Here is a 20,552-nt window from a genome sequence, read left to right on the forward strand (position 1 = left end):
CCCGAGCATGACCACCAGCCCCATGCCGACCACTCGGACCAAGGTCCTGCTCGTCGACGATCACGACCTCATTCGTAAGGGCCTGCGGCACGCGTTTGAGCGGGACCGGCAGTTCGAGGTCGTCGGCGAGGCCGCAACTGCCGCCGAGGGGGTCCGCCAGGCCGGCGCCCTGCAACCCGATGTAGTGATCATGGACCTCCGCCTTCCCGACGGGAGCGGGCTGGAGGCGACCCGGGCGCTGCGCAAGTCCAGCGCCACGATGGGCATCGTGGTGCTCACCATGTACGCGGGCGACGACCAGCTCTTCGGCGCCCTCGAAGCCGGTGCCAGCGCCTTCGTGCCGAAGACCGCCCCCGCCGACGAGGTCGTGGCCGCCGCCCGGCACGCCGCCTCCTCGCCGAGTGCGTTCACCGCCGCGGATCTGGCCGAGGCGATGAAGCGCCGCCTCGCCCCGTCCGGCCCGCAGCTCTCCCCCCGGGAGGGCCAGGTGCTCCGCCTGCTCGCCGACGGGATGAGCGTCGCCGGCATCGCGAAGCAGCTCTTCGTCAGCGAGTCGACGGCCAAGACGCACATCTCCAAGCTCTACGAGAAGCTCGGCGCGGCCAACCGGGCCCAGGCCCTGATGACCGCACTCCGGCTGGGTCTGCTGGAAGCACCGGACGCCCCGAAGTTCTGATCGTCGGCGTTCCGATCGTCGGCGGGTCCGCCGGGCCGGATGCCAGCGGTACGCCCACGCTGGTCTCCGGGCACCCGGCGTGCCCCGCCCCAGCGGGCACCGCGGACACTGCCTCCACGCCCGGGCGCCGATGACATCCTCGTGATGTCACCTCCTCCGCCGACGGAATCCGCCGAGGCGGAACTCCCCGGCCGGCCGGTCGGCAGTCTCCCGGTCGGCAGCACTCCCGGTGGCCGGTCGGCAGCACTCCCGGTCAGCCGGTCAGCAGTTCCGTCATCCGCCGCGCCTGGCGCTCCCAGCGCCATTCCCGCTCCACCCAGGCGCGACCGGCCGCACCCATCCGGCGGGCCAACTCAGGGTCGGCCAGCAGCGTCGCCACCCGGTCGGCGAGCTGGCCGACGATCCGGCCGTCGACGACGTACCCGGTCTCGCCCTCCCGGACCGCGTCCGGTGCGCCGCCGGAGTTGCCGGCCACCACCGGCAGCCCGGTCGCGGAGGCCTCCAGATAGACGATGCCCAGGCCCTCCACGTCCAACCCGCCGTTGCGGGTCCGGCACGGCATCGCGTAGACGTCTCCGGCCGCGTAGTGCGCCGGCAGTTCGGCGGTCGGCACCGAACCGGTGAAGACCACGTCGGCGGCGACCCCAGCCTGCCGGGCGAGCTTCTCCAACGTCGGCCGGTAGGGCCCGCCGCCGACCACCAGCAGGGCCGCCCCCGACACCCGGCGGCGGATCTCCGGCAGCGCCCGGATCAGCGCGTCCTGCCCCTTACGCGGCACCAGTCGGGAGACGCAGACCACCACCGGCCGGTCGGCCAGGCCGTGCCGGGCGCGGACCTCGGACCCGTCCACGTCCGGGTGGTAGACGTCGACGTCCACCCCGGGAGCCAGCCGGCGCAGCTCGGTGCGGCCGCGCAGCACCCGATCCAGCCGTACCCGGGTGTACTCCCCCAGGTAGGTGGTGACGTCGACGCCGTCGCCGATCCGGCGCAGCGCAGACCGGGCACCCGGCAGCGCCGCCCAGCCGACCTCGTGACCGTGCGTCTGTGCCACCGCCCGGCGAATTCCGGCCCGGCGACGCAGCCCGGCGGCGAGCAGTCCCAACGGGGCCGCCGCGCCGAACCAGACGGTGTCGCAGTCGTACGCCCGGGCCAGCTCGGCCGCCCGCCGTGCGACCCGGCGGGTCGGCAGCAGCACCCCGGTCGACTCGCGGACCACCTCGAACGGCTGGTCGGCGTCGAACTTGTCGGCGCCGCGCCAGGTGGAGGCGTAGACCACCACGGAACCGGGCTGCTGCCGGACGGCGAGACCGTGCACGAAGGACTGGATCCCGCCGGGGCGGGGCGGAAAATCGTTTGTGACGAGCAGAGTCCTGGTCAACCGCCGGCTCCTCGGGCGTACGCGCGGGCCGCGGCCATGCGCTCCACTGTGGATGGGTGACTCGCCCGGAAGAGGTACTCCCACCGGGGCGGATCGGGGTCGGCGAGGTTGACGCTGGAGAGCCGCCGCTGCATCGCCTCGAAGGAACCCGGGTCACCGGTCAGCGCCAGCGCGTGCGCGTCGGCCCGCGCCTCGACCTGCCGGGAGACCCAGGCCTGGGCCGGTGTCGCCAGCAGTCCGGCCACCGTCACCAGGGCAAGCAGCAGCGGAAACGCCCGTGGCTCGGCCACCGAGTCGACCCCGGCGGCCCGCAGCAGCCAGGCCGACGAGCCGAGCAGGTAGAGCGCGACGACCGCCGCCGCCGCACCGAGTGCACCGGTCAGGGTGCCGGTCAGCACGTCCCGGTCCTTCGCGTGCCCCAGTTCGTGCGCGACCACACTCGCCACCTCGGCGGGTGGGGCCTCGCGCAGCAGGGTGTCGTACACGACGATCCGTCGGGTCGGACCGAATCCGGAGACGTACGCGTTGACCGCCCGGGTCCGCCGGGACGCGTCCGCGACCAGCACGTCCTTCACCGGTACGCCGTCAGCGTCGGCCAGCGCCATCAGCTCGGTACGCAGCGGCCCCGGCTCCATCGGGGTGAACCGGTTGAAGATCGGCTCCACCAGCACCGGCAGGATGAAGGAGAGGAGTGTGACCAGCACCGCCGCGCCGGCCGCCCCGAACGCCCACCACCACCTCGGCGCCAGTCGGGTCACCGTGTAGAAGCCGAGCAGCGCCACCGCGCCGATCACCGCACTGACGGCGTACGACTTGAGCAGGTCGACCGTCCAGCCGCCCCAGCCCTGGGTGGAGAGCCCGTAGCGGGCCACCACCGCGTGTCGCCAGGCGGCGAACGGCAGGGTCACCAGGTCTGCCACCAGCACCACGGCCAGGCCACCGAGCACGGCCTGGGCGATCCAGTTGTCGCCTAAGGGGCGCCCGACCAGGGCGATCAGCTTCGCGCCGAGCGGGGTGAGGCCGAGCAGCAGGGCAACCACAAGCCCGAGGACCAGCGCACCGTAGCCACCCGGGCGCAGCGCGGCGGCGAAGGCCCTCCCCCGGGCCACCTCGGCCGGATCCAACTCGTCGAGCGCGGCGAGCTGGTCGGCGCGGGGTGCGGGTGGGCGGTGCCACGGCACCAGCAGCGCGGTTGCGGCGACGAGCAGCAGCACGAGCGCGACGAGGGTCAGCCCGGCCCAGGCACGCGGCGTCATGGCGTAGTCCGAACCCACTGGGTCATCCGCTCCGCCCTTCCGCCGGCCCAGATCGCGCGGCCAATCCTATGCCGGACCGCCGCGCGGAGTCGCTCGCCGGGCGGAGTCGCTCGCCGGGCGGAGCCCTGGGTGCCGGGCGGAGCCCTGTCCGCCGGGCGGAGTCGCTTCCTGAGCGGAACCGGCCCGGTAGAGCCGCTTCCTGAGCGGAACGGGCCCGGCAGGCCAGGCCGGGTGGACTACGCGACCCGGCGGCGGCCCCGACGGCGGTTGGTGAGCCGGGTGGGCGCCGCGACCGGGGCATCCAGGATCTCGACGTCGAAGCCGGCCCGGGTGAAGACCTCGATCGCGTGCATCTCGTCGGCGGTCAACGCGGCCTGCCCCGGCGGCTGGTCCAGCAGGGCACTCACCAGGCACCCGGAACAGGCCGCACCCCGGAGGGGGCAACTGTCGCAGTCGATGAGCATCTGCTCACTCCTCAAAGCAGCGGGAGACGGTGTTGTCATAACGCGCCCACCGTCCGTGACACCCACCCTAGAACGGGGGTACGACAAAACCTCCGTTGCCACCCAACGCCCCCATGCAGATGATCAACGGACAAAGTGCCGCGACCTGGCCACAGCAGGCCGATGGAGAGAGGACTGGGGGGAGAGAGGGTTGGCGGAAGAGGACGCTGGCAGGACGGGCAGGCGCGGTCAGGACCGGGCAAGCCGGCGAAGCAGCGAGTCCGCGCCGAGCGGATAGGCGCCGTGCCGGCGTACCCCGTCGGCGACCTCGCGGTCGGAGGAGACCACCACGACCGGCCGGCCCGCCGGTTCGGCCCGGACCAGGCGGCGGATCAGGTCGTCGGCGGTCTCGCCCTTCCGGGAGAACAACACCCGTACCCCGCGCGGTGCGGGCGGCAGCCCGTGCATCCGTTCGGCACCGTCGAAGACGACAGTCACCTCGTCACCGGTCTGCGCCGCGATGCCGCCCAGCCCGGTGATCAGACGCTTGCGCTGCTGCTCCAGGGACATGTCCCCGAAGCCGCGCTTGGTGACGTTGTAACCGTCGACAACCAGGTGTGCCCGGGGTAGAGCCAGCAGTTCGTCCAGCCGGGCCGGGTCGTCGGCGTCCAGCGCCCGAGCCGAGTTGGCCGTGGCCGGACGCTCGGCGAACGCGTCGGCGACGTAGTCGGCCGGCAACCGGTCGGCGGGATCGAGGGCGAGTTCCCGGCGCAGTCCGACGGCGGCCCGGCCGATGGTCTCCAACAGCAGCCAGAGCCGGGCGTCGTCGACCGAGCGGGCCTCCTTGGCGGTCTGCCGGACCGCACCGGCCGCTGCCTCGGCCTCGGCCAGCCGGGCCCGTACCCTGCGCAGCTCGGCCTCGTGGTCGGCCGCCGCCCGGCCGGCCCGCCCCTTCTCGGTGGCCAGCAGTTCGGCCGCCCGCCGCTGCCCGGCCTGGGCCTCCCGCAGTGTGCGGCCCAGCACCCGGTTCTCCTCGCGGAGCTGACCCAACTCCTCCCGGAGCCGGGCCACCTCGTCGCGCAGCTTGTCGGCCTCCACCTTCGCCACCGCGCGGTCGTGCTCGGCCCGGGTGGCCCGCTGTTCCGCCTCCCGGACCAGTTCGGCGACCACCGCGCTGTCGACCTCGGCCCGGACCGCCGCACCGGCGTTCTCGACCAGGTCACGCCAGCCCGGCGGCCGGGTCAGATAGGCGAGCGCGGCGACCTCGACCGGGTCGGCGGCGGCCGGGCTCGCACCGGAGACGACCACGGAACCGAGTTCCCCGGCCTCGGCGAGGACCCGGCTGGCGACCCGCTGCCGGAAGAGCGGATCGGCGGCGAGTTGGGTGGCGATCGGTCCGCCGCCGAGCCGGGCCCGCCGGTTCGGCGCGAACTTGGCGACCCGGCGCAGCGGCGGCGGGAGTTCGTCGGCGGGCAGCGTCGGCAACGCGGCGGCGGCCAGACTGACGATCCGGGCCCGGACCGGCTCCGGCAGGATCGGCTCCAGCTCCCGATCAGCCGACTCCCGATCAGCCGACTCCCGATCAGCCGGCTCCCGGTCAGCCGGATCCGGATCCACAGGCCCCGGATCCACAGGCCCCCGATCGACGGGCTCCCGTGGCGACGGTTCCGCCTGTTCGGTGCCGGGTACGGCCGGACGGGGCTCGTCGGTGCCGCCGTCCCGCCCGGGATCGCCAGCACGCTCGGAGCGCGCAGGCTGCGCCGCCTCCTCAGGAAGGCGGTGGTCGGACGGTTCGGCGCGGGGCATGTCGCCAGTCTCCCACCGACAGCCTACCGAGCGCCCAACACCTCAGATGATCTCGCCCCACCGGTCCTGGGAACGAGTGGTACGGATGATGCGGAAGTGTCGTACGTATCGCCTAACCTGCCCGCCGTGGTCTCACCTCAATATGTCCAGGGCACGCTGGACGGCCTGCCGGACGGCACCACCGGCGCGGACAACTGGCCGGACGAGGCGGCGTCACTGCGCCAGACCACCTTCGTGGTGCTCGACCTGGAGACCACCGGCGGCGCCCCGGACGGCGGCGGGATCACCGAGATCGGCGCGGTCAAGGTGCGCGGCGGCGAGGAGTTGGGCGTGCTGGCCACCCTGGTCAACCCGGGTGAGCCGATCCCGCCGTTCATCACGGTGCTGACCGGGATCACCCAGGCGATGCTGCTGCCCGCCCCGCCGGTCGAGGAGGTGCTGCCGAGCCTGCTGGAGTTCCTCCGGGGTGCGGTGCTGGTCGCGCACAACGCCCCGTACGACGTGGGGTTCCTCAAGGCGGCCTGTGCCCGGCACGGCTACACCTGGCCGAACCCCCGGGTGCTGGACACGGCGGCGCTGGCCCGCCGGGTGCTCACCCGGGACGAGGTGCCCAACCGCAAGCTCGGCACCCTGGCGGCCTACTTCCGCACCCCGCACCAGCCGAGTCACCGGGCGCTGGCCGATGCCAGGGCCACCGTGGACGTGCTGCACGGGCTGATCGCCCGACTCGGCGGGCACCGGGTGGAGACCCTCGGCGAGGCGATCGAGTTCGCCAAGGCGGTCACCCCGACCCAGCGGCGCAAACGGCACCTGGCCGAGGGACTGCCCAGGGTGCCGGGGGTCTACATCTTCCGGGCCGCCGACGACCGGCCGCTCTACGTCGGCACCTCCGGGGACATCGCCACCCGGGTCCGCAGCTACTTCACCGCCGCCGAGAAGCGGGCCCGGATCTCGGAGATGCTCGCCGCCGCCGAGCGGGTCGAGGCGATCGAGTGCGCCCATCCACTGGAGGCGGAGGTGCGCGAGCTGCGGCTGATCGGGGCGCACGCTCCGCCGTACAACCGCCGGTCGAAGTTTCCGGAGCGGGTGGTCTGGCTCAAGTTGACCTCGGAGCCGTACCCGAGGTTGTCCCTGGTCCGGTCGCTGGGCCCGGACGACTCCGCCTATCTCGGCCCGTTCAGCTCCCGCCGCTCGGCGGAACTGGCCGCCGCCGGGGTGCACGACGCGGTCCCGTTGCGCCAGTGCACCCCCCGGCTCTCGGTCCGGACCACCAGCCCGGCCTGCGCCCTGGCCGAGCTGGGTCGCTGCCCGGCACCCTGCGAGCACCGGATCTCGGTCGACGAGTACGCGCACCGCGCCGTCGAGCCCGTCCGCTCGGCCCTGGCCGACGACCCGCAGGTGCTGGTCGAGGCGCTGCTGGCCCGGATCGGGGTGCTCTCCGACGCCCGGCGCTACGAGGATGCGGCGGTGGTCCGGAGCCGGCTGGCGGCGGTACTCCGGGCCACCGTCCGGATGCAACGCCTGGTCGGGCTGACCCGGATCGGCGAGCTGGCCGCCGCCCGGCGGGCAGCCAACGGCGGTTGGGAGATCGCGGTGATCCGGCACGGCCGGCTCGCCGGGGCCGGCACCGCCGCCCCGGGGGTGCCGCCCCGGCGGGTGCTCGACCTGGTCCGGGCAACCGCCGAGACGGTACTGCCCGGGCACGGTCCGGTCCCCAACGCCTCGGCCGAGGAGTCCGAACGCATCCTGTCCTGGTTGGAACGCCCCGACACGCGGCTGGTCGAGACATCCGCTGGTTGGGCCTCTCCGGCCAGGGGCGCCGGGCGGTTCCGTGACCTGCTGGTCCGGGCCGAGGCGGCGTCGTCGACGCCAACTCCCGACCGAACGCACATAAGCAAGTAACCGATCGGACGACCTTCACTCCTTTAGGCTGTTAGAGAAGTGCAGTCCTGCCCGATTTCTGGGCTTGCGTTCGCACTGGTCTTCCGCGCGTCCGTCGGCACCGGACGTGGCGGTGAGTGAGGAGGTGGCTCCGCGTGGACCTCGAAGCCGGTCACGGCGCTGCCTTCGGAAGCGCCCGCCCGACGGAGATCACGCTGAGCAGACGGCTGCGTTCGTTGCTGTCCTGGCCGTCCGCTGAGGACGATCCGGTCACCCAACTGGTCCGGGCGCACCGCAGTGTCCACCCGAGCGCCGACGTGGGGGTGCTGCGCCGCAGCTACGCCATTGCCGAGAGCATGCACCGGGGCCAGTTCCGCAAGAGCGGCGAGCCGTACATCACGCATCCGCTGGCGGTGGCGCAGATCTGCGCCGAGTTGGGGATGGACACCGTCACCCTGGTCGCCGCGCTGCTGCACGACACCGTGGAGGACACCCGCTACACCCTTCAGGCGCTCACCGGTGACTTCGGACGCGAGGTGGCGCACCTGGTCGACGGGGTGACCAAGTTCGACAAGGCGTTCTACGGCAAGGCCGCCGAGGCCGAGACGATCCGCAAGATGATCATCGCGGCGGGCAAGGACGTCCGGGTGCTGATCATCAAGCTCGCGGACCGGCTGCACAACATGCGTACCCTCGACGCCCGCTCGCTCGCCTCCCGGGCCCGGATCGCCCGGGCCACCCAGGAGGTGCTGGTCCCGCTCTGCGACCGGCTCGGCATTCAGGCGCTCAAGCGCGACCTGGACGACGTGGTGTTGCGCCACCTCGAACCCGAGGCGTACGCCAGGATCGACGAGTACGTGAAGAACCGGCCGAACTGGGCCAGCTATCTCGACGACGTGGTGGCCCAGGCCAAGGTGATACTCCGGCGCGACAAGATCATTTCCACGGTACGGCGACGCGACCGGCACTACTACTCGATCTGGAAGGACACCGTCGCCCGGGACCAGACCACCCCGTTCGACCTGCCCCGGATCGCCATCGTGGTGGACGGGCCGGACACCGACTGCTACGCCGCGCTCGGCTCGATCCACGGGCTCTGGCGGCCGGTCGCCGGGCGGTTCAAGGACTTCATCGCCGCCCCGAAGAACAACCTCTACAAGTCCCTGCACACCACGGTGATCGGGCCGGACGAGCGGACCGTCGAGGTGCTGATCCGGACCAAGACGATGGACGAGTCCGCCGAGTACGGCATCGCCGCCGACTTCCGCTTCCCCAAGCCCGGGGTGGACGCGGCGGGCAGTGCCGAGCAGCTCGACTGGCTGCAACGGGTGCTCAACTGGGAACGGGACACCGCCGATCCGGCACAGTTCCTCCAGTCGCTGCGCTGCGACCTCGCCGAGACCCAGATCCAGGTATTCGCCGAGGGTCGACAGATCGTCCTGCCGGCCGGCTCCACCCCGGTCGACCTGGCGTACGAGTTGGGCCCGCACCGGGGCGACCACTGCCTCGCCGCGAAAATCAACGGTCGGCTGGCTCCGCTCTCGTCCGAACTGGACGAGGGCGACGTGGTCGAGATCTTCAGCGAGACCGACGCGCAGGGCGAGTTCGACCTGACGGTCGCCCCGCCGGGCCCCCGCAAGGAGTGGCTCGGCTTCGTCAAGTCGCCGCAAGCGCAGATGCAGATCAACCGCTGGTTCGCCGAGCACCAGGAGCCGGCGATCTCGATCTCCGACAAGGTCCGGCTGGGCCGGGCCACCATCGGGCTGACGCTGCGCAAGCACGACCGGGGGCTCGCCAACGACCTGCCGCTGCGCCGGCTCGCCGAGGAGCAGGGCTATCCCGACCTGGAAACCCTGCTGGTCGCCGTGGTCGACCGGACGGTCGAGCCGGACGCGGTGGTCGAACAGTTGATCGCGATGGTGGACCACCAGGAGTGAGAGGGTGTGCCCCGGGACACCCACCCGGCCGGTGAGCCCTCTAGCCTGGTCGAGTGATCTCCCGCCGCTCGTCGACGCGCGCCGTCGGCTACAAGATCTTCTATCGCCTGCCCATCGGGGTGCGTCGCCGGTTGGTCCGAATGGCGGTGCCGAAGTACATCGTCGGCGCGGTCACCCTGGTCTACGACGCCGAGGCGGCGGCCCCGGGCCGGATCCTGCTGCTGCGCCAGCCGCCGGGTCGGAAGTGGACCCTGCCGGCCGGACTGCTCCAACGCCGTGAGACCCCACTGGTCGGCGCCGCCCGCGAACTGCACGAGGAAACCGGCATCAAGCTGCCGCTTACGGAGTTGGAACCGGCCGTGCCGAACGCGGTGGTACACCTGAAGGGCTGGGTCGACATGGTCTTCGAGGCACGCGTCCCGGCCTCGACGACCGAACTCGTGGTCGACGGTGCCGAGGTGTTCGAGGCCGTCTGGCACCCGCTCGACGATCTGCCTCCGCTCAGCACCGCCACCGCCCGGCTGCTCGCCCACTACCGGATCGGCCCGCTCGCCGAGACCGACCCGGCCGGCGCCCCGCCACCGTCGTGACCACCGATCCCGGCCCGGTACCACCCGCCGACCCGGCACGGATCGCCGCCGACCCGCCCGGTGCCGGCGTCGAGGTGTGTGCGGTGGTGCTGGCCGCCGGGGAGGGCCGCCGGCTCCGCCCGCTCACCGAACACCTGCCGAAGGCGCTCTGCCCGGTGGGGAACGTGCCGTTGCTGGACCGGGCGCTCGACCGGATGGCGGCACTCGGCTTCGACAACCCGGCGACGGTCGCGGTGAACGCCTGCTACCTCGGTGACCGGGTGGTCCGGCACGTGGGCGGCCGGGCCGCGCTCTCGGTCGAGCCAGGTGACCCACTCGGTACCTCCGGCGGGGTGGCCAACCTGCGAAACTGGATCGACGGCCGGGGCGTACTCGTCGGAAACGCCGACGCCTATCTCGCCGCGCCCGACACGCCACCCGGGCCCGACGTCGCCGCGCTGCTCGCCGACTGGGACGGCATGACGGTACGACTGCTCGGCCAGCCGGTCGACGGAGCCCGCCGGCCCGGCGACTTCGGTCGGCACCGGTTCGCCGGCTTCTCGCTGCTGCCCTGGTCCCGGGTCCGAGACCTGCCCGTCGAGCCGGCGGAACTGGTGCGCACCGTCTGGCGCCCCGCCGAGGAGGCCGGTCAACTGGAGGTGGTCGAGTTCTCCGGCCGGTACCTCGACACCGGCACGCCCGCCGACTACCTGGCGGCGAACCTGCACGCGGCGGGCGGCCGCAGCCTGGTCGACCCGACCGCCGAGGTGACCGGCGAAGCCCGGGCGGCGGTAATCGGTGCCGGCGCGGTGGTCCACGGCAGCGTCGAGCGCTGCGTGGTCTGGCCCGGCGGCCGGGTACGGGCCGGCGAGCACCTGACCGACGCGATCCGGGTCGGCGACACCCTGACCGTGCCCGCGACATCCTGACCGCGACCGCGCCGACGGTGGCCGCGACACTTCGAACGGCGGCCGCGACATCCTGACCGTGCTGACCGTGCCCGCGCGACATCCTGACGGTGGCCGCGACGCACTGACGGTGGCCGTGACGGCCCCGGCGACGCGTGGCGGTTGCGGGGAGCGGACGCGGCGGCGCGGCCGGGTCGGCGCTTGCAGGGCCGCTGCCCGCCACCGAGGGCGGCAACCTCTAGCATGGCGGGCAGCCGCAGCACGGCATCCGGTCTCCGTCGAGCGCGGGGGTCACGCCAGCGGGCACGTCGACGAGAGGAGTCCACCGGTGATCACCGCGATCGTCCTGATCGACTGCGCCACCGACTCGATCCCCGAGGTGGCCGAGACGCTGGCGGCGGTGCCCGGCGTCAGCGAGGTCTACTCGGTCGCCGGCCACGTCGACCTGATCGCCGTCGTCCGGGTACGCGAGTTCGAGCAGATCGCCGAGGTGATCGCCGGACGGATCTCGAAGGTCCAGGGCGTGCTGGGTACGGAGTCGCACATCGCCTTCCGGGCATACTCGCAGCACGACCTGGAGGAGGCGTTCGCGATCGGCCTCCCCGACCCGGACTGACCCGACCGAGCCACTGGGGGCCGGGGCGGACGCTGGCTACCCGTCGGTAACGTAAGCCGGCTACGCTCGCCGGATGACCAGCACGCCCACTCCGGGTTACGAGGAGTCCTTCGTCGAGCGCGACGGCGGGCGGATCGCCCTGCGCAGCTATCCGGACCCGGTCGGCGCACCGGAGGCGCCTGTCGTGCTGGTCTGGCCGGCGATGGGGGTACGGGCCAGCTACTACGCGCCGTTCGCCGCCGCACTGCGCGAGGCGGGCCTGGCCGTGGTGGTGGCGGACCTGCGGGGTACCGGCGGCAGCACCCCGGCACCGAGCCGCGCCTCCCGGTACGGCTACGCGGAGTTGGCCGGTGACGTCGGCGCGGTGCTGGAGAGCCTGAAGCCGAGGCTCGACGGCCGGAAGCGGATCCTGCTCGGCCACTCGCTCGGCGGGCAGGCCGCGCTGCTGCACCTGGCACTCGAACCCGCCACCCAGGTCGACGGGTTGGCCCTGGTCGCGGTGGGACTGCCGTACTGGCGGGCCTATCCGAGCCGCCGCCTGGCGGTCCTCGCCGGTACCCAGCTCATCCACGGCTGCGCGGTCGCGCTGCGTAGCTGGCCGGGTTGGGGCTTCGGCGGCAGGCAGGCGCGCGGGGTGATCCGGGACTGGGCGTACACCGCCCGGACGGGGCGGTTCCCCCGGCTGGACGGGGTGGACGCCGAGGCGGCCGTACGGGAGGTGCGTACCCCGGTGCTGGCGGTCAGCGTCGACCATGACCAGTACACGCCGCACGGGACCGTCGACTACCTCTGCGACAAGCTGGTCGCCGCCCCGGTCCGGCGTACCCGTTACACGGTCGCCGAGAGCGGTGCCCGACTCGACCACTTCACCTGGGTACGCGCCTCGGCGCCGGTCGTCGCCCGGGTGGCGGCGTTCACCGCCGAGCTGCCGCACCGGTAGGGCGCTCCGGCACCCGGCCCGCCGACCCCTGCACCGGTCGCGGGGCGCCGTGGTCGTGAACGCGGTCGACCCGACGACGGGTCCCCCGGCGTAGTGGCCGGAGGACCCGTCAGGCCGCCGCGTCGCGGCAGCGGATCAACTGATGGTCGGGCTCGGCGTACCCGTGCCGCCCGGCGTCGGAGCGCCGGAGCTGATTCCCGGACTCGGTGCCACCGTGGTACCGCCGGGGATCGGGATGCCCAGGCTCTGCGCCAGCGCCACCAGCGCATGGTGGTGCGCCTGGAGCACCGGAGCCGCCTGCTGCGCCACCTGCTTGGCCGACGGGTCGGAACCCTGGGTCAGTTCGGCCTGTACGAGTTGCATCGCCTGGGTGTGCGCGGTCAGCTGGGCAGTGACCCACTGCGTGTCGAAGTCCGCACCCGAGACGTTCTGCAACTGGTTGATGACCGCCTGCTGCTCGCTGGTCACCTTGTTCGGCAGCGTCAGGGAGGCCGCCGATGCGACGCTCTGCACCTTCTGGTCGAGCTGGGTGTGATCCGTCACGAACCGACCGCCGAGGTCCTTGACCTCCTGGTTCGCGCCCTTCTGCTTCGCCAGGTTCCCCGTGGCGATCTCCGCGAGGTTCACCTGATGGATCGACTGCAGGAACTGCTTGTCCTGCGCCGACAGCGAAGCGGACGGCGTGGCCGACGGCGTCCCCGACGGTGCGGCAGCGGCAGCACCGTACGCGGCACCCGCCGGTACGAGGCCGAGCAGCGCCATCGAGACGAGCACGCCCAAGCGTTTGACGACCAACATGTTTGTTCCCCCCTCCGTCGTTGAACTTCGGGGGTACCCGGTTGACCCGTACACACGCGGACCTATGGCATCCGGGATCGGCAACCTCCGCCGACGATCCCGCCGGACCCGCACCGCTGCCCCGTTTCCGGTTCGTCCCGCCGGGTATGCCGAATCCGGCGGGAACGGCGTACCCGGGAGACCATCGGCCGCCCCGCGACAAGCGTCAGGTGCTGCCCTCGACCGGCGCCGAGGCCCAGCTCCCGGGCTGGTGAGGGTGCGCCCGTGTCTCTGCTACAGCTCGGCGGCCTTGGCATCCTTGGCGACGTCGACCCAGGTGTCCAGGGTGCGTGCGGCGACGCCGGAGTCGATCGACTCGGTCGCCCGGGCCAGCCCGTCCCGCATCGCCGGCAGCAGCCCGCCGGAGAAGCCGTCGTTGGCCGCCAGGGCCGCGGCGGCGTTGAGCAGCACCGCGTCCCGGACCGGGCCGCGCTCGCCGGCGAGCAGCCGGCGGGTCACGTCGGCGTTGAAGGCGGCGTCACCGCCGCGCAGGTCGCCGGGGGCCGAGCGGGGCAGGCCGAGGTCGGCGGCGTCGGCCACGGTCTCGGTCACCCGACCCTGGTGTGCGATCCACAGCCGGGTCGGCGCGGCGGTGCTGAACTCGTCGAGCCCGTCCTCACCCCGCATCACCAGCACCGAGTCGCCGCGCCGGGCGAAGACCTCGGCCACCACCGGAGCCATCCGGGGGTCGAAGCACCCGACCGCGCCGGAGCGGGGCCGGGCCGGGTTGGTCAGCGGGCCGAGGAAGTTGAAGACCGTCGGCACACCCATCTCGCGTCGCGGCACCGCCGTGTGCCGCATACCGGGGTGGAACCGGGCGGCGAAGCAGAACCCGATGCCGACCTCGGTCACGCACCGGGCCACCCCGGCCGGGCCGAGGTCGAGCGGAACCCCGAGGAATTCGAGCAGGTCGGCGGCGCCGCACGAGGAGGAGGCGGCCCGGTTGCCGTGCTTGACGACGCGTACCCCGGCGCCGGCCACCACCATCGCGGTCATGGTGGAGATGTTGACGGTGTGCGCCCGGTCGCCACCGGTGCCGACCACGTCCAGGGACTCGGCCCGGGTCGACTCCGGCAACTCCACCAGGGTCGCCCGGCCCAGCATCGCCTCGACCAGACCGGCGAGTTCGGCCGGGGTCTCACCCTTGGCCCGCAGCGCCGTGGCGAACCCGGCGATCTGGACCGGGGTCGCCGACCCCGACATGATCTCCCCCATCGCCCACGCGGTGTCGGCGGTGGAGAGCTCCTCGTTGCGCAGCAGCGCGGCGAGCAGGTTGGGCCAGGTCCGTTCCCCCATGCGGGCCTCCCGGGCGGGGCGGGTGGTTGGCGGTGTGTGGTGGTGCGTGACCCGGAGCCCTAGGAGCGCGCGCTGGCCCCGCTGGCGCGGGCGCGGAGCAGGCCGGCCACGGTCTGGCCGGTGGTCACCGGGTCGAGCGGGTGCACCAGGGTGGCGTCGACCTGGGCGTAGGCCGCGAGCCAGCGGTCGGCGGCCCGGGCGATCACCAGGCAGGTCGGCGGGGCGTCGTCCCGGTCGTCCTTGATCTGCCGGGCGATGCCGAGCCCGCCGGTCGGGCTAGCCTCGCCGTCGAGCAGCAGCAGGTCGATCTCGTAGTCGTCGACCAGCCGGATGCACTCTTCGTAGGTGGCGGCGTCGACGAACTCGACGGTCAGGTCGGCCGCCGGCCGGGTGCCGACGGCGAGCCGCATCCGGTCCCGGACCTCCGGGTCGTCGCTGTAGAGCAGGACGGTGTATTGACGATCGCTCATCGCTCGCTGTGCTCCCACCTCGTAGCTGCCCGCCGATCGTACCGGTCGGCTCCGGGGCCCGACCGGCCCGCCCGGCGTCCGGGGCCGGCACCGCCCGAATCCCGGGACATCGGGTACGCCGGGCGGCGTACCCGGCCCGGCCCGTTACACCGCGCTGCCGGCGGCGCGTTCCCGGGCCTCCTGGCGGTCCAGTTCGCGGTCCACCCGGCGGGCCTCCCGCTCGGACTGCCGCACCCACTGCACCACGAGTACGCCGAGCATGGTGACGCTGACGAACTCGCCGCCGGCCCAGAGGACGCCACCGGCGACCTTCTGGTCGTTCCACGGGTCGGACCAGTCCAGCCCCAGCGACGGGTACCAGTCGCCGCCGAAGAGCGTGGAGCTCTGCATGACGGTGAGCCCGAGCACGGTGTGGAAGGGCACCGAGAGCACCATAAGCAGGGCCCGGGCCGGGTACGGCCAGCGGCCGGGCAGCGGGTCGAACCCGACCAGCGGCCAGAAGAAGAGGCAGCCGGTGAGGATGAAGTGCGCGTGCACCAGCTCGTGGCCGAACGGGTTCTCCAGGGTCCACCGGTAGAGCCCGGAGAAGTAGAGCACGAACGGGTTGACCACGAAGATCGCGTAGGCGAAGAGCGGGAAGGAAAGCACCTTCGCCACCCGGCTGTGCAGCACCGCGAGCAGCCGCCGCCGGGGCGCCTTGCCGAGGGTACGCAGCGCCAGCGTCACCGGTGCGCCGAGGGCGAGGAAGATCGGCGCGACCATCGACAGCACCATGTGCTGGACCATGTGCACCGACAGCAGGGTGGTGTCGTAGGCACCCAGCCCGGTGAGCGTCACCGAGGCGATCCCGCCCAGCCCCGGCCCGAGGAAGAGCACGGTGCGCAGTACCGGCCAGGAGTGGCCGCGCACCCGCAGCCGGTGTACGCCGTACAGGTAGAGGCCGGCGGCCAGCACCAGACCGACGGCGAGCCAGCTGTTCAGCGTGGCCTCGGTGAAGATGGCGGAGACGGTGAACGGCTCCGTCTCGGCGCCCCCACCGGCCAGAACGGCGGGTGCCGGGAGCACGGCGGAAGCGGTACCGGGATCGAGGTGCAGCACGCTTTTCAGGCTAGGCCAGACTAACCGGGCGGGGTACTTCACCCCGTCCGACGAGGCAGTTAGGCCACCCCGACGATGGGCGATGCCGATCAGGGGCAATAATGACCGCGTGACTGCGGCCTCAGCCATTGACAAGAGCCGGATCCACTCGCTGACCCGTCCCAACATGGTCAGCGTCGGGACGATCGTGTGGCTCTCGAGCGAACTCATGTTCTTCGCGGCGTTGTTCGCGATGTACTTCTCCATCCGGGCGGCGGCGCCCGAGCAGTGGGCGAAGCACACCGAGGTGCTGAACATCCCGTACGCGACGACGTTCACGGTGATCCTGGTGCTCTCCTCGGTCACCTGCCAGATCGGCGTCTTCGCCGCCGAGCGGGGTGACGTGCACGCGCTGCGCCGCTGGTTCACGATCACGTTCGTGATGGGCCTGGTCTTCGTCCTGGGTCAGCTCAACGAGTACCGCGAGCTGGTGCACCACGGCGTGAAGATCAACGGAGACGGGTACGGGTCGGTCTTCTACCTGACCACCGGCTTCCACGCGCTGCACGTGACCGGTGGCCTGGTGGCCTTCATCATCTTCATGATCCGGACAACCATGGGCCGGTTCACCCCGGCGCAGGCGACCTCGGCGATCGTCGTCTCGTACTACTGGCACTTCGTCGATGTGGTCTGGATCGCTCTTTACGGCATGATCTACTGGCTCCAGTGATCTTGGTCATGTCACGTTCCGCCCCGTTGCCCCGTCCCTGAGACAAGGTCGAGAAAACCGTTAAGGACACAGGCCATGACTTCTGACACCCCCGGCGGCGACCGCTCTCGCGGGCTGCTCTCGCGGCTGCGCCGCGCGCGGTCGAGGCCGCGCGGCAAGGCCCGGCGTCGACTGGGCGCCGCGGTCCGGTTGCTGGCCGCGCTCATGCTGGCCGGCGGCGCCTACACCGTCTTCGCGCCGGGCCTCTCGGCGCAGGACACTCCGCAGCTCACCTCGGCCGCGCAGGAGGGCAAGGCGCTCTTCGACACGAGCTGCGTAAGCTGCCACGGCCGTAACGCCCAGGGCGTCGAGGGACGCGGGCCGAGCCTGATCGGCGTCGGCGCCGCCTCGGTGGAGTTCCAGGTGAGCACCGGCCGGATGCCGCTGGCCCGGCAGGAGGTCCAGGCCGAGGAGAAGCCCCCGGTCTTCACCCGTGACCAGACGACCCAGCTCGCGCAGTACGTGCAGGAACTCGGGGGCGGGCCGCAGCTTCCCGAGGGCGAGAACCTGCACCGGGGCGGCGACGCCGCCGAGGGTGGCCGGCTGTTCCGGATCAACTGCTCCTCCTGCCACGCCTTCGGCGGTGGCGGCGGCGCCCTCTCCTCCGGCAAGTTCGCCCCAACGCTGCGGGGCGCGACCGACCGGCAGATCTACGGCGCGATGCTGACCGGCCCGCAGAACATGCCCGTCTTCGGCGACAACCAGATCCGGCCGGACCAGAAGGCCGACATCATCGCGTACCTGAACGAGACCGTGCAGTCCGACCGCGACCCGGGCGGGCTCAACCTCGGCCGGTACGGCCCGGCCACCGAGGCGCTGGTGATCTTCCTGGTCGGCATCGTGGCGCTGATCTTCGCCGCCCTGTGGATTGCGGGTAAGTCATGAGCACTCCCAACGACGTAGAGCCGTACGCGGCCGGGCAGCAGCCGGTCGACCTGAACGACCCGACGCTGTCCCGGTTCGACATCGTCCGGGAGGGTGCCCGGCGTGACGACATCGAGATCGTCCACTACGAGGCGCAGTTCCCGGTGCCGGGCACCAAGGCGGAACGCCGGCTGACCCGGACGATCACCCTGATGTTCCTGCTGGTCGGCGTGCTGGCGACCGCGTTCGTGGCGATCTACATCTGGTGGCCCTGGACCTTCGAGTCCCAGGACGGGCTCGGGGTGCTCTACACCCCGCTACTCGGCGTCACCCTCGGGCTCGCGCTGCTCCTGGTCGGCTTCGGCCTCCTCGCCTGGGGCAAGAAGCTGCTGCCCAAGGAGGTGTCGATCCAGGGCCGGCACGACGAGATCGTCGACGAGGACCAGCGCAAGCTCACCGGCAACACGATGCTCTACCTGGCCGACGAGATGGGCGTACGCCGTCGGCCGCTGCTCGGCATCTCGCTGCTCGCCGGCCTCGCTCCGGTGGGCGCGGTCGCCGCGGCACCGCTGATCGGTGGTCTGATCGAGCAGCCGCACCGGGACAACCAGATGTTCACCACCGGCTGGAAACCGCAGGACGGCAAGCGCATCCACCTGACCCACCACGACGGCACCCCGGTACGCCCCGAGGACGTCAGCCCCGGCGGTCAGATCACCGTCTTCCCCGGCATCCCGGGCGGCGCCACCAACAAGTACGCCGACTCTCCGGTGCTGCTGATCCACCTCCGGGAACAGGACGCGATCAAGTCGCGCCAGGCGAACGCCCGGGAGGACAAGCCGGACTACATGTGGGGCAACTACATCGCCTACTCCAAGATCTGCACGCACGCGGGCTGCCCGGCCAGCCTCTACGAGCAGCAGACCAACCGGCTGCTCTGCCCCTGCCACCAGTCCCAGTTCCTGATCACCGACAACGCCCGCCCGATCTTCGGCCCGGCGAACCGGCGACTTCCCCAACTGCCGCTCGAAGTCGAGGGTGGCTTCTTCGTGGCGAAGTCCGACTTCACCGAGACCGTAGGGCCAGACTTCTGGGAGCGGCCATGAAGCGTCGAAGGTTCGACATGGCGGCGGTGCCCGGCAAGGCCGCCCGTGAGGTCGACGACAGGTTGCAGGTAGCGACCCCGCTACGGTCCCTGCTGAACAAGGTCTTCCCCGACCACTGGTCGTTCCTGCTGGGCGAGATCGCGCTCTTCTCGTTCGTCGTGCTGCTGCTGACCGGCGTCTACCTGACGCTGTTCTTCGAGCCGTCGATGCGCGAGGTGACCTACGACGGCAGCTACCGGCCGTTGCAGGGCGTGCACATGTCCGCCGCGTACTCCTCGTCGCTGGACATCTCGTTCGACGTCCGCGGCGGCTTGGTGATGCGGCAGATGCACCACTGGGCGGCGCTGCTGTTCATGGCTTCGATCATCGTGCACATGATGCGGATCTTCTTCACCGGAGCGTTCCGCAAGCCGCGCGAGCTGAACTGGATGATCGGCTACCTGCTCTTCTGGGTCGGCTTCCTGGCCGGCTTCACCGGCTACTCGCTCCCGGACGACGGCCTTTCCGGCACCGGCCTGCGGATCGCTTCCTCGATCATGCTGTCCATCCCGGTGGTCGGCACCTGGGTCACCGCGGCCATCTTCGGCGGGGAGTTCCCCGGTAACGGGCTCATCATCCCCCGGTTCTTCATCGCGCACGTGCTGCTGATCCCCGCCCTGCTGGTGGCCCTGATCAGCGTGCACCTCGGACTGGTCTTCAAGCAGAAGCACACCCAGTGGCCCGGCCCCGGCCGGACCAACACGAACGTGGTCGGCGAACGGATGTTCCCGCGCTACGCGCTCAAGCAGGGTGGCTTCTTCATGATCGTCTTCGGGGTGATCGCCCTGCTCGGCGGCCTGGCGCAGATCAACCCGATCTGGCTCTTCGGCCCGTACGAGGCCGCGGTGGTCTCGGCGGCGAGCCAGCCCGACTGGTACGTCATGTTCCTCGACGGCTCGACCCGGTTGATGCCACCGTGGGAGATCTCGATCCCGATCGGCGACGGCTACGTGATCCCGCCGCTGTTCTGGCCCACCGTGGTACTCCCCGGGATCCTGACCGTGGTGCCGCTGCTCTACCCGTTCATCGAGGCCCGGATCAACAAGGACCGGCGGATCCACCACCTGCTCCAGCGTCCCCGCGACGTGCCGGGCCGTACGGCCCTGGGCGCCATGGCGGTGTCGTTCTGGCTGGTGCTGACGCTCTCCGGGGCGAACGACGTGATCGCGGAGAAGTTCTGGATCAGCCTGAACGCGATGACCTGGGCCGGCCGGATCGGCTTGATCATCGTTCCGCCGATCGCCTACTACATCACCTACCGGATCTGCCTCGGGCTCCAGCAGCACGACCGGGAGGTACTCGCGCACGGCGTCGAGACCGGCATCATCCGCCGGCTCCCGAACGGGCAGTTCGTGGAGGTGCACCAGCCGCTGGGCCGGACCGACGAGCACGGTCACAGCGAGCTGGAGTACGTCGGCTGGGTCGTACCGAAGAAGATGAACCGGCTCGGCGCGCTCGGCCCGGCGATCCGGGGCTTCTTCTACCCGATCGAGAAGCCGGCCGAGGCGCCGGTCTCGCCCGGCCACCCGCCGGTCGAGCCGCGCCCCGAGCGCGAGGAGATCGGCAGCGGCGACCGCCGCTGACCAACGCACAGCACGACGTGGCGCCCGCCGGAACGTTCCGGCGGGCGCCACGCCTTTTCAGCCCCGCAACACCTGAGCTGCGCTCACCGGGCCGGGACCTC

General features: G+C 71.9%; 19 protein-coding genes. 11 read left to right on the top strand and 8 right to left on the bottom strand.

Going from position 1 to position 20,552, the window contains the following annotated elements:
* Positions 1–7 precede the first annotated feature (7 nt).
* Complete coding sequence (locus CLT71_RS12515; RefSeq protein WP_091557164.1) at positions 8–676, top strand: response regulator transcription factor; 669 nt, start codon at positions 8–10, stop codon at positions 674–676.
* Positions 677–929: 253 nt separating this feature from the next.
* Here the strand turns inward: CLT71_RS12515 and CLT71_RS12520 are convergent, their stop codons facing one another.
* From CLT71_RS12520 to CLT71_RS12535, 4 genes are all read right to left on the bottom strand, one after another.
* The gene (locus CLT71_RS12520) at positions 930–2,054 is read right to left on the bottom strand and encodes a glycosyltransferase family 4 protein (RefSeq protein ID WP_101367251.1); all 1,125 of its coding nucleotides are present in this window, start codon (positions 2,052–2,054) and stop codon (positions 930–932) included.
* Positions 2,051–3,310: a M48 family metallopeptidase gene (locus CLT71_RS12525; protein ID WP_101371394.1), complete on the bottom strand. Its 1,260-nt coding sequence runs from the start codon at positions 3,308–3,310 to the stop codon at positions 2,051–2,053. Before CLT71_RS12525 ends, CLT71_RS12520 begins: the two co-directional genes overlap by 4 nt.
* Positions 3,311–3,546: 236 nt before the next feature.
* Positions 3,547–3,774, bottom strand: coding sequence for a hypothetical protein (locus CLT71_RS12530; protein WP_101367252.1), 228 nt, complete (start codon positions 3,772–3,774; stop codon positions 3,547–3,549).
* Between the two features lie 228 nt (positions 3,775–4,002).
* Entirely contained in the window at positions 4,003–5,559 is a 1,557-nt protein-coding gene (locus CLT71_RS12535; RefSeq protein ID WP_101367253.1) for an NYN domain-containing protein, read from the bottom strand.
* A 126-nt stretch (positions 5,560–5,685) separates the two neighbouring features.
* Here CLT71_RS12535 and CLT71_RS12540 point away from each other — a divergent pair, with 126 nt between their 5' ends.
* From CLT71_RS12540 to CLT71_RS12565, 6 genes are all read left to right on the top strand, one after another.
* The gene (locus CLT71_RS12540; protein ID WP_101367254.1) at positions 5,686–7,461 is read left to right on the top strand and encodes a DEDD exonuclease domain-containing protein; all 1,776 of its coding nucleotides are present in this window, start codon (positions 5,686–5,688) and stop codon (positions 7,459–7,461) included.
* A 134-nt stretch (positions 7,462–7,595) separates the two neighbouring features.
* Positions 7,596–9,377, top strand: a complete 1,782-nt coding sequence (locus tag CLT71_RS12545; RefSeq protein WP_101367255.1) for a RelA/SpoT family protein — start codon at positions 7,596–7,598, stop codon at positions 9,375–9,377.
* 56 nt (positions 9,378–9,433) lie between these two features.
* Positions 9,434–9,967: an NUDIX domain-containing protein gene (locus CLT71_RS12550; protein WP_199187893.1), complete on the top strand. Its 534-nt coding sequence runs from the start codon at positions 9,434–9,436 to the stop codon at positions 9,965–9,967.
* Between the two features lie 41 nt (positions 9,968–10,008).
* Positions 10,009–10,875, top strand: a complete 867-nt coding sequence (locus tag CLT71_RS12555) for a sugar phosphate nucleotidyltransferase (RefSeq protein ID WP_101371396.1) — start codon at positions 10,009–10,011, stop codon at positions 10,873–10,875.
* Between the two features lie 307 nt (positions 10,876–11,182).
* Positions 11,183–11,470 carry an Lrp/AsnC ligand binding domain-containing protein gene (locus CLT71_RS12560; RefSeq protein WP_101367256.1) on the top strand — a complete coding sequence of 96 codons (288 nt, stop codon included), beginning with the start codon at positions 11,183–11,185 and terminating at the stop codon, positions 11,468–11,470.
* Positions 11,471–11,543: 73 nt separating this feature from the next.
* Positions 11,544–12,410 (top strand): alpha/beta fold hydrolase, encoded by an 867-nt coding sequence (locus tag CLT71_RS12565; RefSeq protein ID WP_101367257.1) that lies wholly within the window; start codon positions 11,544–11,546, stop codon positions 12,408–12,410.
* Between the two features lie 135 nt (positions 12,411–12,545).
* On the opposite strand, the gene CLT71_RS12570 is transcribed toward CLT71_RS12565, so the two are convergent.
* The 4 genes from CLT71_RS12570 to CLT71_RS12585 all read right to left on the bottom strand — a co-directional run bounded on the left by CLT71_RS12570 (position 12,546) and on the right by CLT71_RS12585 (position 16,078).
* Complete coding sequence (locus CLT71_RS12570) at positions 12,546–13,208, bottom strand: DUF4142 domain-containing protein (RefSeq protein ID WP_101367258.1); 663 nt, start codon at positions 13,206–13,208, stop codon at positions 12,546–12,548.
* Between the two features lie 273 nt (positions 13,209–13,481).
* Positions 13,482–14,543 (bottom strand): anthranilate phosphoribosyltransferase, encoded by a 1,062-nt coding sequence (trpD, locus tag CLT71_RS12575; RefSeq protein WP_101367259.1) that lies wholly within the window; start codon positions 14,541–14,543, stop codon positions 13,482–13,484.
* A 59-nt stretch (positions 14,544–14,602) separates the two neighbouring features.
* Positions 14,603–15,013 carry a hypothetical protein gene (locus CLT71_RS12580; RefSeq protein ID WP_101367260.1) on the bottom strand — a complete coding sequence of 137 codons (411 nt, stop codon included), beginning with the start codon at positions 15,011–15,013 and terminating at the stop codon, positions 14,603–14,605.
* A 144-nt stretch (positions 15,014–15,157) separates the two neighbouring features.
* A complete protein-coding gene (locus tag CLT71_RS12585) occupies positions 15,158–16,078 on the bottom strand; it encodes a cytochrome c oxidase assembly protein (protein ID WP_486483672.1) in 921 nt (306 codons plus the stop codon).
* 142 nt (positions 16,079–16,220) lie between these two features.
* On the opposite strand from CLT71_RS12585, the gene ctaE reads away from it, so the two are divergent.
* The 4 genes from ctaE (at position 16,221) to qcrB (ending at position 20,451) form a co-directional block, all read left to right on the top strand.
* Positions 16,221–16,820: an aa3-type cytochrome oxidase subunit III gene (gene ctaE / locus CLT71_RS12590; protein ID WP_199187582.1), complete on the top strand. Its 600-nt coding sequence runs from the start codon at positions 16,221–16,223 to the stop codon at positions 16,818–16,820.
* Between the two features lie 75 nt (positions 16,821–16,895).
* Positions 16,896–17,744 carry a cytochrome bc1 complex diheme cytochrome c subunit gene (gene qcrC / locus CLT71_RS12595; protein ID WP_101367263.1) on the top strand — a complete coding sequence of 283 codons (849 nt, stop codon included), beginning with the start codon at positions 16,896–16,898 and terminating at the stop codon, positions 17,742–17,744.
* On the top strand, positions 17,741–18,829 hold the full coding sequence (qcrA, locus tag CLT71_RS12600; RefSeq protein WP_101367264.1) for a cytochrome bc1 complex Rieske iron-sulfur subunit: 1,089 nt from the start codon (positions 17,741–17,743) through the stop codon (positions 18,827–18,829). The genes qcrC and qcrA overlap by 4 nt, the downstream gene beginning before the upstream one ends.
* A complete protein-coding gene (qcrB, locus tag CLT71_RS12605) occupies positions 18,826–20,451 on the top strand; it encodes a cytochrome bc1 complex cytochrome b subunit (RefSeq protein ID WP_101367265.1) in 1,626 nt (541 codons plus the stop codon). Before qcrA ends, qcrB begins: the two co-directional genes overlap by 4 nt.
* Positions 20,452–20,552 lie beyond the last annotated feature (101 nt).

The sequence above is a fragment of the Plantactinospora sp. CNZ320 genome (assembly GCF_002846275.1).

Coding starts and splice junctions, on each gene's coding strand:
- CLT71_RS12515 (WP_091557164.1), top strand. CDS start 8: ATGACCACCAGCCCCATGCCGACCACTCGGACCAAGGTCCTGCTCGTC.
- CLT71_RS12525 (WP_101371394.1), bottom strand. CDS start 3,310: ATGACGCCGCGTGCCTGGGCCGGGCTGACCCTCGTCGCGCTCGTGCTG.
- CLT71_RS12530 (WP_101367252.1), bottom strand. CDS start 3,774: ATGCTCATCGACTGCGACAGTTGCCCCCTCCGGGGTGCGGCCTGTTCC.
- CLT71_RS12535 (WP_101367253.1), bottom strand. CDS start 5,559: ATGCCCCGCGCCGAACCGTCCGACCACCGCCTTCCTGAGGAGGCGGCG.
- CLT71_RS12565 (WP_101367257.1), top strand. CDS start 11,544: ATGACCAGCACGCCCACTCCGGGTTACGAGGAGTCCTTCGTCGAGCGC.
- CLT71_RS12570 (WP_101367258.1), bottom strand. CDS start 13,208: ATGTTGGTCGTCAAACGCTTGGGCGTGCTCGTCTCGATGGCGCTGCTC.
- trpD (WP_101367259.1), bottom strand. CDS start 14,543: ATGGGGGAACGGACCTGGCCCAACCTGCTCGCCGCGCTGCTGCGCAAC.
- CLT71_RS12580 (WP_101367260.1), bottom strand. CDS start 15,013: ATGAGCGATCGTCAATACACCGTCCTGCTCTACAGCGACGACCCGGAG.
- qcrC (WP_101367263.1), top strand. CDS start 16,896: ATGACTTCTGACACCCCCGGCGGCGACCGCTCTCGCGGGCTGCTCTCG.
- qcrA (WP_101367264.1), top strand. CDS start 17,741: ATGAGCACTCCCAACGACGTAGAGCCGTACGCGGCCGGGCAGCAGCCG.
- qcrB (WP_101367265.1), top strand. CDS start 18,826: ATGAAGCGTCGAAGGTTCGACATGGCGGCGGTGCCCGGCAAGGCCGCC.